This window comes from Burkholderia sp. HMSC10F09 (genome assembly GCF_001806955.1).
GTDB lineage: Bacteria > Pseudomonadota > Gammaproteobacteria > Burkholderiales > Burkholderiaceae > Burkholderia > Burkholderia multivorans.
The window spans coordinates 23,883-35,614 of the sequence record NZ_KV786532.1; the positions used below are offsets into that span (position 1 = coordinate 23,883).

Annotated in this window: 9 protein-coding genes, 1 pseudogene and 1 other annotated feature; of the genes and pseudogenes, 5 read left to right on the top strand and 5 right to left on the bottom strand. The window is 67.9% G+C overall.

The features are described from left to right. Positions 1 to 51: 51 nt before the first annotated feature. From HMPREF3115_RS30615 to HMPREF3115_RS02785, 3 genes and pseudogenes are all read right to left on the bottom strand, one after another. Positions 52 to 569 (bottom strand): annotated as a pseudogene (locus HMPREF3115_RS30615) (transposase); the annotation flags it as partial. After that, positions 175 to 291 (bottom strand) — a sequence feature (AL1L pseudoknot). Its footprint overlaps the pseudogene before it by 117 nt. Before the next feature lie 309 nt (positions 570 to 878). Beyond that, on the bottom strand, positions 879 to 1,277 hold the full coding sequence (locus HMPREF3115_RS02780) for a DUF3331 domain-containing protein (protein WP_069220992.1): 399 nt from the start codon (positions 1,275 to 1,277) through the stop codon (positions 879 to 881). A 45-nt stretch (positions 1,278 to 1,322) separates the two neighbouring features. Then, complete coding sequence (locus tag HMPREF3115_RS02785; protein WP_070553371.1) at positions 1,323 to 2,615, bottom strand: NAD(P)/FAD-dependent oxidoreductase; 1,293 nt, start codon at positions 2,613 to 2,615, stop codon at positions 1,323 to 1,325. 147 nt (positions 2,616 to 2,762) lie between these two features. Between HMPREF3115_RS02785 and HMPREF3115_RS02790 the strand changes: the two genes are divergently transcribed. After that, a complete protein-coding gene (locus tag HMPREF3115_RS02790) occupies positions 2,763 to 3,416 on the top strand; it encodes a TetR/AcrR family transcriptional regulator (RefSeq protein WP_070553372.1) in 654 nt (217 codons plus the stop codon). 33 nt (positions 3,417 to 3,449) lie between these two features. Here HMPREF3115_RS02790 and HMPREF3115_RS02795 read toward each other — a convergent pair whose 3' ends face one another. Further along, on the bottom strand, positions 3,450 to 4,361 hold the full coding sequence (locus tag HMPREF3115_RS02795; protein ID WP_070553373.1) for a LysR family transcriptional regulator: 912 nt from the start codon (positions 4,359 to 4,361) through the stop codon (positions 3,450 to 3,452). A 108-nt stretch (positions 4,362 to 4,469) separates the two neighbouring features. Between HMPREF3115_RS02795 and HMPREF3115_RS02800 the strand changes: the two genes are divergently transcribed. Continuing rightward, a complete protein-coding gene (locus tag HMPREF3115_RS02800; protein ID WP_035946568.1) occupies positions 4,470 to 5,231 on the top strand; it encodes an SDR family NAD(P)-dependent oxidoreductase in 762 nt (253 codons plus the stop codon). Positions 5,232 to 5,270: 39 nt separating this feature from the next. Here the strand turns inward: HMPREF3115_RS02800 and soxR are convergent, their stop codons facing one another. Next, on the bottom strand, positions 5,271 to 5,750 hold the full coding sequence (gene soxR, locus HMPREF3115_RS02805) for a redox-sensitive transcriptional activator SoxR (protein WP_053298398.1): 480 nt from the start codon (positions 5,748 to 5,750) through the stop codon (positions 5,271 to 5,273). A gap of 79 nt (positions 5,751 to 5,829) precedes the next feature. Between soxR and HMPREF3115_RS02810 the strand changes: the two genes are divergently transcribed. The 3 genes from HMPREF3115_RS02810 to HMPREF3115_RS02820 are packed head-to-tail and all read left to right on the top strand — an operon-like array spanning position 5,830 to position 11,691. Beyond that, positions 5,830 to 7,032 carry an efflux RND transporter periplasmic adaptor subunit gene (locus tag HMPREF3115_RS02810; protein ID WP_070553374.1) on the top strand — a complete coding sequence of 401 codons (1,203 nt, stop codon included), beginning with the start codon at positions 5,830 to 5,832 and terminating at the stop codon, positions 7,030 to 7,032. Positions 7,033 to 7,045: 13 nt separating this feature from the next. Then, on the top strand, positions 7,046 to 10,219 hold the full coding sequence (locus HMPREF3115_RS02815) for an efflux RND transporter permease subunit (RefSeq protein WP_070553376.1): 3,174 nt from the start codon (positions 7,046 to 7,048) through the stop codon (positions 10,217 to 10,219). Continuing rightward, positions 10,216 to 11,691, top strand: a complete 1,476-nt coding sequence (locus tag HMPREF3115_RS02820) for an efflux transporter outer membrane subunit (RefSeq protein ID WP_070553375.1) — start codon at positions 10,216 to 10,218, stop codon at positions 11,689 to 11,691. Before HMPREF3115_RS02815 ends, HMPREF3115_RS02820 begins: the two co-directional genes overlap by 4 nt. Positions 11,692 to 11,732 lie beyond the last annotated feature (41 nt).

The following is an 11,732-nucleotide window of genomic DNA, read 5'->3' on the forward strand; positions in this document are numbered from 1 at the left end:
GGATCAGGTGATTCCGTTCTACGCCTTCGCACCTGACATCCGGAAAATCCTATAGACCTGCATGTTGGTCTGCCAGACACGCTTGATTTCGGGCCGCAGACGCTCATCCCGAATGGCACGGGCGCAGCGCCGCGACGGATCGCGAAGTTGCGCAGCATGGCGCCGGTAACCCGACGGGGCAATCCGCAAGACCTTGCAGATCGGCTCGATCCCGAAGGTGTCGCGATGCTGATCGCTGAAGGCCTTCAGGACTTGGTACGGCGGTCGAGCTCCGCCTGGGCGAAAAACGCACTCGCCAGTTTCAGGATTTCATTGGCGCGGCGCAGTTCCTTGACTTCGCGCTCCAGCGCCTTGAGACGTTCGCGTTCCGATGTGGTCACGCCGCCGCGCTCGCCGCTATCAATCTCGTCACGCTTGACCCAGCCCAGCAGGGCTTGGCTCGTACAGCCGATCTTCGGCGCGATGGATTGGAGCGCCGACCACAGTGACGGATACTCGCCGCGATGCTCCCGCACCATGCGGACCGCTCGCCCTCGAACTTCGGGGGAAAACTTGCTCGGCTTGCTCATGGCTCGATTCTCTCAAGAGTTGGAGCCTCCACCCAATCCGGGGCGGTTCAGAATTCGTCGGGTACGACGGTCCTGGTAATCTCAATGAACTGCTGGCGCTCGTTATCGATTGGTTGCGGTAAGTATGAAGGGCCGCAATATGCGGCCCATCGTTCATCCGATACGCGGTGGGGTAACTCGATCGCCGGCACGGTGGCCGCGAATACGATGGCGAGCTGATGCTGCAAGCCGAAGCGCGCCGCGAGGAACTGGCCGTCTCGCGGATCGCGTCAGAGCCGCCCGATCGCGGACAATCAGGCCTTCAAGCCTTCACGCCGCCTCGGCGGTGCGAGCCGCATCGATACACGTCGCCAGCACCATCGCAGCCGCATTCCCCGGCGTCGATCCAAGCAGTTGCGGTGCATAAACGCTATCGCCGATCTCGATCGGCTGCCCCGACAGCGCACAGACGCCCCGCCGCCGCGTCGTAAACAACCGCCACTTCTGATACCCATAATGCCCGGTACACGCATCTCGCCACGAAATCATCGCGGTGTCCGGCGTCGGCCGCTCGAGTACGCTGATCGTCGGCCGGCTTGCCGGCTCCCACGGCGGCAGCCGGTCGCGCGTCACCGTGCGTCGCCGCGGCGCCTGCCAGGACGCGGGCGGCGTGTCGAAGCTGCCGATCTCGGCGACGGTTCTGATCCAGGATGCTGCACTGTTGTCCATGTCTGTCTTCCTCGAAACACTACGCGATGCCGGGCGCGCGCCGCATCAGGACAGGCGGATGCGCGGCTGCACGCAGCCGTTGATGCGTTCGGCGATCCACAGCATCGTGGCCTTGCGGAACCCGTGCAGCGCCTGCTGGTGCCGCCGGTACAGCATCAGGTGGCTGAGCTGTGCGAACCGCCCGCGAATGAAGCCGCCGCGAAAGAACCCGAACTGCCCGAGCGTGCCGAACGCGTCGTAGTCGCTCAGCGATACGAGCGCACCGAAGTCGTGGAACGCGAAAGCCGGCATCGGCTTGCCGTCGAGCCATGCCGGCAGGTGCTTCGCCAGATGTTCGGCCTGTTGCGTCGCGACCTGTGCCGTCGGCGGCAGCGGCCGCTCCTGGCCGTCGGGCAGCAGGCTCGCGCAATCGCCGATCGCGAACACGTGCTCGTCCGCCGTCGCCTGCAGCGTCGGGCCGACGACGATCTGGTTCGCGCGGTTCGTGTCCAGACCGCCGAGCGCCTGCATGAACTCGGGCGCTTTCACGCCGGCCGCCCACACCATCAGGTCCGCTTCGGCAAACGAATCGTCGCCGTAGTGGAAGCCGTTCGGAGCGGCTGACGTGACGCGCGTCGACGTCAGCACCCGGAAGCCGATCCGTTCGAGCTGCCGCTGCGCCGACGCGGAAATCTTCGGCGGAAACGCGGCGAGGATGCGCGGGCCGCTTTCGAGCAGCGTGAGCTGCAGCCGCTCGCGTACCGTCGCATCGCCGTATGCCTGCGCGACTTCCAGCAGCCGGCTCAGTTCCGCCGCGAGCTCGACGCCGGTCGCGCCCGCGCCGACGATCGCGACGCGCAGCGCTTCGTCGCGCGCCACGCTGCGAAACACGCGCATTCGCAGCGCCTCGTTGAAAGCCTCGGCCTGACGCTGGCTGTCGATGAAGTAACAGTGCTCGCGCACGCCCGGCACGCCGAAGTCGTTGGCCTGGCTGCCGAGCGCGAGGATCAGCACGTTGTATTCGAGTTCGCGCGCCTCGAGCACCAGTGCGCCGTCCTGCGAACGGATCTCGCCGAGCCGCACGCGCCGACGCGTGCGGTCGAGCCCTTGAAGCTCGCCGGGCTGATACGTGTAACCGTGCTCGCACGCATGCGCGACGAAGATCACCTGCTGTTGCTGCACGTCGCGCGTGCCGGCCGCGATCGTGTGCAGCATCGGCTTCCACACGTGGGTCGGACTGCGGTCGACGACGGTGACCTGCGCGCGGCCGGTCTTGCCGAGCCGTTCGCCCAGACGCGTGGCAAGCTGCAATCCGGCGATCCCGCCGCCGACGATCACGATGCGAGTAGGGGTTGTCATGAATAAATCATCACGTGATGAATAATGTATGATCCTAGCGCTTTCCGGCTCCGGGTGTCAACGGAGTCGAGCGGGCCCCGTTTTTCTGATCGCATGAAACGGGGGCTGAACACCGGCGATCGAACCACTCGACAGGAGCAGCAACACGTGGTTGAAGTTACTGAGCGCGCGCCATCGAAGCGGCGCACGCGCGGGCGGCCGTCGGCGGGCGAGACCGTCGGGCCGGATGTGATCTTGCGCAGTGCGCGCCGCACGTTCGCGAAGCGCGGCTACGACGCGACGAGCGTGCGCGAAGTCGCACGCGAACTCGGCGTCGACGCGGCGCTGATCGCCCATCATTTCGGCTCGAAGGAAACGCTTTGGCTGGCCGTCGTCGAACAGATCGTCGAACTGGCCGAACCGATGTTCGATGCGCTGCGCGCACTGCGCACGTCGTCGCTGCCGCATCGCGAGCGCGTGCGGCGTGCGATCGAGCTATGCGTCGATCACGAGTTCGACGAGCCCGACATGGGCATGTTTTTTTCAACGGCGGCGACCGAAGAGGGCGCGCGGCTCGACCGGCTGCAGGAGCGGCTGGTGCGCCCGTATCACGACGCGATGGTGCCGTTGCTCGACGAGGCGATGCAGGCCGGCGCGATCCGCCGGACCGATCCGAACGTGCTGTTCTTCATGGTCGCAAGCGCGATCGGCATGACCGTTTCGTACAGCCACATGATGCTCGAGTACACGGCGCTGCCGACGCGACAGGCCGAGTTCAAACGGACCGTGCTCGAAGTCGCGCTGAATCTGCTCGGCGATTGAGCGTCACGCGCGTCACGCGCGCCACGCGCGCGCTCACGTCGCCGCGATAAGCCCCAGCCCGCGCACCGCGTGCCGCGCCGTGTCGCGCAAGGCATCGACGAGCGGCGACGACGTGCGATAGGCGAGCGCCAGTTCGTACGGGAGCGGGCAGCCGGCGCCCTTCAATTCGCAAAACGTAATGCCGGGCGGCTGCACCGGCACGAACAGGCGCGGCATCAGCGCAACACCGATACCGCCGGCGACGAGCCCGGCCGTCGTCTGCATCTGACGCGGCTGCTGCACGACGCGCGGCGTGAAGCCGGCCTGCGCGCACGCGCTGACGATCCGCGCATGCATGCCTGGGCCGTGATGCGCGGCAAACAGCACCCACGGTTCATCCGCCAGTTCCGCGAGCGCGATGCGCCGGCGGCGCGCCAGCCGGTGTCCATCTGGCAGCGCGGCAACCATGCGGTCGCGCAAGAGCGGCTCGATCTGAACGTCGCCGGCATCCGGCACGGGCAACACGACAAGCCCGGCATCGGTGCGGTCCTGACGCAGCGCCAGCACCTGCTCGGCGGTCGTGTCTTCCTCGAGCTGGAAATCGACGTGCGGATGCCGCTCCTGGAACGCGCGCAGAATCGGGGGCAGCAGTGCATTGACGGTGCTGTCGACGAACCGCAACCGCAGCGTGCCGCCGAGGCCCGCACCGGCACGGCGGGCTGCGATCATCGCGCGCTCGGCCTGCTCCAGCGCGCGCCGCGCTTCGAGCAGGAACGCGTCGCCGGCCGGCGTGAGCGCCGTGCCGCGATTGTCGCGGGCGAGGAGCATGACGCCGAGTTCGTCCTCGAGTTTGCGGATCGCTGCGCTGAGCGGCGGCTGTGCCATGTGCAGGCGCTCGGCGGCGCGCCGGAAGCTGAGCGTCTCGGCGACGGCGATGAATTGCCGGAACTGGCGCAGATCGATCATGCGATACCTTCCATGTATCAGTTGATCATCGAATTCGTATTTTATCTATCGCGCGGTGTCGGCCAGACTTCCGGTGTCATTCATTGTCGACATTCGGGAGGGCAGGTCATGACAGGTATTGAACCGCAGCGCACGGCGCTGGTGACGGGCGGGTCGAGCGGGATCGGTTTCGCGATCGCGAGGCGCTTGATCGACGACGGTTATCGCGTCGCGATCGTGGCGCGCGACGCGCAGCGGCTGGCAGCGTCGGTCGCGCAACTCGGCGACGCGGCACTCGGGCACGCGGCGGACCTCAGCGTGCGGCGCGACGCGGAAGCGGCCGTCGCCGCAATCGTCGCGCGCTGGCCGCGCATCGACGTGCTGGTCAACAACGCGGGCCTGACGCGGCGAGTCAGCGCCGATACGCCGCCCGACGATGCCGAGGCGGCATGGGATGCGGTAATCGAAGCGAACCTGAAGAGCGCGTTCGTCACGACGCTGGCCGTGCTGCCGCATCTGGCCGCGCACGACGCGCGCATCGTCAACGTCGGCTCGATCGCTGCGCGCGCGGGAAGCCTGCTGCCGGGCGGCCTCGCGTACGCGGCGGCGAAGGCGGGCGTCGAAGGGTTCACCGTCGCGCTCGCGCGCGAACTGGGGCCGCGCGGCGTCACGGTCAATACGGTCGCGCCGGGCTATATCGCGGATACGCGCTTTTTCGGCGACGGCGGCGTCGCGTCGGACATCGCAGCGACCATCCGTGAGCAGACGCCGGTCGGCCGCGCCGGGCATCCTGCCGATATCGCGGATGCGGTCGCCTGGCTCGCGAGCCCTCGCGCGGCGTTCGTCACGGGCGCGACGATTGCGGTGAACGGGGGCTGGCGGGTCGGGTGACATGCCGGCCGGCGCCTGCCGTGATCCGCATCACGCATTTCATTCCGTATCGGCAGGCGGCGGATCGCCGAGCCAGCGCCGCGCGCCGGGCCCGTTGCGGCCCGCGCGGTCCTCGGGATTGGTCAGCTTGCAGCGCTTCAGCGACAGGCAGCCGCAGCCGATGCATTCGTCGAGATTGATGTAAAGCCGCTGCAATTCTTCGATGCGGCTTGCGACGCGCTGCTTCCAGCCGCGCGACAGCCGCTGCCAGTCCTTGTTCGTCGGCGCGGTATCTTCCGGCAGGCTCACGAGCTGCTCGGCGATTTCGTCGAGCGTATAGCCGATCTTCTGCGCGAACACGATGAATGCGATCAGCCGCAGCACGGCGCGCGAATAGTGACGGTGGCTCGACCCGTTCCGGTGCGACTTGATGAGTCCGCGCGCTTCATAGAAGCGCAGCGTCGAAGCCGGCACGCCGCTGCGCGCGGCGACTTCGCGGATCGACATCAGCGGCCATTGCGGGACTTCCTGGATACCCATGATGCCCTCCGGGAAAGCTTGACTTGAAGTTAACTTGAACTTTTAAGCTACGCGGCAGTTTAACCCGTCGCGAGGCAACATGCTCTTCCTCTCTTTCCGCAGGACCTCGCCGTTGGGCGCGGCCTGTGTCCTGCTGCTGGCGCTGTCCGGCTGTCACGACGGCCAGGGCGGCGCCCCGAGCGCGCCGTTGCCCGAGGTCGGGGTTGCGACCGTCGTGCCGCGTACCGTGAGGATCGCGGATGAATTCAACGGCCGCGTCGAAGCCGTCGATGCGGTCGAATTGCGGCCGCGCGTGAGCGGCTATCTGCAACGGATCCGATACAAGGAAGGCGATCTCGTCGCGCAGGGCGCGGTGCTGTTCGAGATCGACCCGCGTCCTTACCGGATCGCGCTCGATCGCGCGATCGCGCAGCAGCAGCGCGCGCGTGCCGCCGAGCACCTCGCGCGCGTGCAGCTGCAGCGTGTGCAGACGCTGATCGACGCGCATGCGACGTCGCAGGAAGAACTCGACAATGCGCGTACGGCGGCCGAGCAGGCGCGCGCCGATTTGCAGGCGGCCGATGCGGCCGTCGCCGACGCGAAGCTGAACCTCGGCTTCACCGAAGTGCGCGCACCGATCTCGGGCCGCGTCGGCCGTGCGCTCGCGACGGCCGGCAATCTCGCGCGTGCGGACGACACGCTGCTCACGACCGTCGTATCGCAGGATCCCGTCTACGTGTACTTCGACTGCGACGAACAGAGCTATCTGCGCTACAACGCACAGCGCGCGGATCCGGCGCATCGTGCGATCGGCGCCGATCCCGTGCGTGTCGGCCTCGCGAACGAAATGGGCTTCCCGCACGCGGGCACGGTCGACTTCCTCGACAACCGGCTCGACCCGCAAACCGGCACGATCCGCGCTCGCGTGCGGCTCCCGAATGCAGACCACACCTTCACGCCGGGGCTGTACGCACGCGTGCAGCTCGTCAGCGGGCGTGAGCGGAGCGCACTGCTCGTCGACGACAAGGCCGTGCTGACCGATCAGGACCGCAAGTACGTCTACGTGATCGGCCCCGGCGACAAGGCGCTGCGCCGCGACGTGACGATCGGCCGCGATCTCGATGGCCAGCGGATCGTCGAGAAGGGGCTGAACGCCGGCGATCGCGTCGTCGTCGACGGCGTGCAGCGCATCTACTATCCGGGCGCGCAGGTCAAGCCGAAGCCGCAACCGGCGCGCGCCGATGCGGAACCGGGCGGCGGCGCGCAGGCCGTCGCCGATGCCGGCGGGCCGGCCGCGCAATAACGGGAGGCATGCGATGGATTTCTCCCGTTTCTTCATCGACCGCCCGATCTTCGCGGTCGTGCTGTCGATCGTGATCTTCGCGCTCGGTCTGATCGCGATCCCGATGCTGCCGGCCGGCGAGTATCCGGAAGTCGTGCCGCCGAGCGTCGTGGTGCGCGCGACCTATCCGGGCGCGAACCCGAAGGAGATCGCCGAATCGGTGGCCGAGCCGCTCGAGGAAGCGATCAACGGCGTCGAAGGGATCATGTACATGAAGTCGGTTGCCGGGTCGGACGGCAGCCTGCAGGTCGTCGTCACGTTCCTGCCGGGCGTCGATCCCGACACGGCGGCCGTGCGCGTGCAGAACCGCGTGAGCCAGGCGCTTTCGCGTCTGCCCGACGAGGTGCGGCAGTACGGCGTGACCACGCAGAAGCAGTCGCCGACGCCGCTGATGTACGTGAGCCTCTATTCGCCGGACAACAGCCGCGATTCGCTGTATCTGCGCAACTATCTGACGCTGCACGTGAAGGACGAGCTGTCGCGGCTCACCGGTATCGGCGACGTCGGCGTGTACGGCTCCGGCGATTACGCGATGCGGCTCTGGCTCGATCCGAACCGCCTCGCCTCGCGCGGGCTGACTGCGAGCGACGTGATCGCGGCCGTGCGCGAGCAGAACGTGCAGGTGTCGGCCGGCCAGCTCGGTGCGGAGCCGACGCCGAAGGCGCACGATTTCCTCGTGTCGATCAACGTGCGCGGCCGTCTGCGCACCGAGCAGGAGTTCGGCGACATCGTGCTGCGCACGGGCGACGACGGGCAGGTCGTGAAGCTGTCCGACGTCGCGCGCATCGAGCTCGGCGCCGGCGACTACACGCTGCGCTCGTATTTCAACGACAAGCATTCGGCGGTGGTCGGCATCTTCCTGTCGCCGGGCGCGAACGCGCTCGACGTCGCGAAGGCCGTGTATGCGAAGCTCGACGAGCTGTCGAAGCGCTTCCCGCCCGGCGTCGCATACCGGCCCGTGTGGGATCCGACCGTGTTCGTGCGCGAATCGATCCGCGCGGTGCAGCACACGCTGATCGAGGCGGTCGTGCTCGTCGTGTTCGTCGTGATCCTGTTTCTGCAGACCTGGCGTGCGTCGATCATTCCGCTCGTCGCGGTGCCGGTGTCGGTGGTCGGCACGTTCGCGTGGCTCTATCTGCTCGGCTATTCGATCAACACGCTGACGCTGTTCGGGCTCGTGCTTGCGATCGGGATCGTCGTCGACGATGCGATCGTCGTCGTCGAGAACGTCGAGCGCAACATCGCGCAGGGGCTGAGCCCGCGCGACGCCGCGCATCAGGCGATGCGCGAGGTCTCCGGGCCGATCGTCGCGATCGCGCTCGTGCTGTGCGCGGTATTCGTGCCGATGGCGTTCCTGTCGGGCGTGACCGGCCAGTTCTACAAGCAGTTCGCCGTGACGATCGCGATTTCGACCGTGATATCGGCGATCAACTCGCTGACGCTGTCGCCGGCGCTCGCGGCGAAGCTGCTGCATCCGCACGGCGCGCCGAAGGATGCGTTGACGCGCGCGCTCGACCGCGGCTTCGGCTGGCTGTTTCGTCCGTTCAACCGCTTCTTCGAGCGCAGTTCCGATCGCTATCACGGCGTCGTCGCTCGCGCGCTGAAGCGGCGCGGCGCGGTGTTCGCCGTCTACGCGGCGCTGCTTGCGGCGACCGCGCTGCTGCTGCACGCGGTGCCGGGCGGCTTTATCCCCGTGCAGGACAAGCTGTACCTGTTCGCGGGCGCGAAGCTGCCGGAGGGCGCATCGCTCGCGCGCACGAGCGCGATCACCGAGCAGATGACGAAGCTCGCGTTGCAGACCGACGGCGTCGAAATGGTACCGGCATTTGCCGGGCTCAACGCGCTGCAGGGTGTCAACACGCCGAACGTCACGAACGCGTACGTGATCCTGAAGCCGTTCGATCAGCGGCGCCGCAGCGCCGCGCAGATCAATGCGGAGCTGAACGCGCGGTTCGCGACGATCGGCGGCGGCATCACGTATGCGCTGATGCCGCCGCCGATTCAGGGGCTCGGCAACGGTTCCGGCTATGCGCTGTATCTGGAAGATCGCGCGGGGCTCGGCTACGGCGCATTGCAGAACGCGCTCGTCGCGTTCCAGGCCGCGGTCGCGAAGACGCCGGGGATGACCTATCCGGTCAGCTCGTACCAGGCGAACATTCCGCAACTCGAAGTGAAGGTCGACCGGCTGAAGGCGAAGGCGCAGGGCGTCGCGCTGACCGATCTGTTCAGCACGCTGCAGGTCTATCTCGGCTCGATGTACGTGAACGACTTCAACGCGTTCGGCCGCGTGTATCGCGTGATGGCGCAGGCCGATGCCGGCCACCGGCAGACGGCCGCCGACATCGCGAACCTGCGCACGCGCAACGCGAAGGGCGAGATGGTGCCGATCGGCTCGATGGTGACGGTCGTGCCCGCGTACGGGCCGGACCCGGTCGTACGCTACAACGGCTATCCCGCCGCCGACCTGATCGGCGACACCGATCCGAAGACGATGTCGTCGTCGCAGGCGATCGCGAAGCTCGAACAGATCGCGAAGGACGTGCTGCCGCCGGGCATCACGCTCGAATGGACCGACCTCAGCTATCAGCAGGTCACGCAGAGCAATGCAGCGATCGTCGTGTTTCCGCTCGCGGTGATGCTCGTGTTCCTCGTGCTCGCGTCGCTGTACGAGAGCTGGACGCTGCCGCTCGCGGTGATCCTCATCGTGCCCGTTTGTATGTGCGCGGCGCTGTTCGGCGTGTGGCTGTCCGGCGGCGACAACAACGTATTCGTGCAGGTCGGTCTCGTCGTGCTGATGGGACTTGCGTGCAAGAACGCGATCCTGATCGTCGAATTCGCGCGCGAGCTCGAGATCCAGGGCAAGCGCACGATCGACGCGGCGCTCGAAGCGTGCCGGCTGCGTCTGCGTCCCATCGTGATGACCTCGGTTGCATTCATCGCCGGTTCGGTGCCGCTGCTGATCGGCAGCGGTGCCGGCAGCGAGGTGCGCGCGGCCACCGGCGTGACCGTGTTCGCGGGGATGCTCGGCGTCACGCTGTTCGGGCTGTTCCTGACGCCGGTGTTCTACGTGACGATCCGCAAGCTCGCCGGCCGTACGCCGACCGTGTGGCACGAACAGCACGGCACGCTGGAAGGAGAGAACCGATGAGCGCCGCATTCCGATTTTCAGCGCTCGCGCTGGCCGCGATGCTGTCGGCGTGTGCGGTCGGCCCGGACTTTGTACGGCCCGATACGGTCACGGCCGCACGCTTCGCGCGCGACGCGCATCCGGCGACGCAGGGCGGCTCGCCGCCCGACGCGTCGGCCGATGCCGACGCCGCATTCTGGCGCGGCTTCGGCGATCCGGCGTTGAGTGCGCTGATCGATGCCGCGCTTGCCGCGAATCAGGATCTGGCACTGGCGGTGTCGCGCTACGACGCATCGAACGCGCTGCTGTCGCAGGCGCGCTTCGATCGCTATCCGACGGTCACCGCGAGCGGCCGGATCGGCCATCAGCTGACGAGCAAGGATCAGGCGTTCGGCGCGCCGCGCAGCGAGCGCGACACGCCGATTTCCAGCGTCGGCATCAACGCCGGCTGGGAGCTCGATCTGTTCGGCCGCGTGCGCCGTTCGATCGAATCGCAGCGCGCCGAAACGATCGCGAGCGCGGCCGACGTGCGGGCCGTGCGGGTTGCGATCGCGGCCGAGGTCGCGGCCACGTACGTCGACTTGCGCGGCTCGCAGGAACGGCTGCGGATCGCGCGTGACAACGCGGACAACCAGAGACAGACGCTCGCATTGATCGACGCGCGCGTGCGCGCAGGACGCGGCTCCGACCTCGACGCTGCGCGCGCACGCGCGCAGTACGAGGCGACGACCTCGCGGATCGCCGTCTATGAAGCGGCGATCGGCGTCGACGAGCATCGGCTCGCGGTGCTGACCGGACAGCGGCCCGATGCGCTGATCGGTCGATTCGACGCGCCGGCCGGCGCGCCGTTGCCGGCGCTTGCCGCCGACGTCGATCCCGGCACGCCGGGCGACCTGCTGCGCCGGCGTCCCGACGTCGCGGCGGCCGAGGCGCGGCTGCACGCGGCGACTGCGCGGATCGGCGTCGAGACGGCCGATCTGTTTCCGCGCTTCACGCTGTCGGGCCTGCTCGGCAGCGCGACGAGCAGCTACGGATTTTTCCGTGCGGGCAGCGACACGAACCTGATCGCACTCGGCATCGACTGGTCGTTTCTGGACGTCGGCCGCGTGCGCGCGCGCATCGCTGCAAGCGACGCCGAAGCGGCGGGACAGCTCGCGCAATACCGGCAAACCGTGCTCGGCGCGCTCGAGGAGACCGAGAACGCGCTGCTGCGCGTTGCGCGCACGCGCGACGAGACCGCGCATTTGACGCGCGCGGCCGCCGACAGCGCGCGCGCCGCGCAGCTCGCGCAGACGCGGTTTTCGGCCGGTGCGATCGACTACTACGAAGTGCTCGATGCGCAGCGCACGCTGCTGCAGGCGCAGGATGCGGCGGCCGACGGACGAATGCGCAGTGTCGCGTCGACGGTCGCGCTGTACAAGGCACTCGCCGGCGGATGGCCGCCTTCGGCCGGGGCGCGCGAACCGGCGCAGCGGGCCGACGCGCGGCCTTAGCGGTCGTTGCGGCGGGTGCGCTGGTCGCGGTCGCCGGGTCG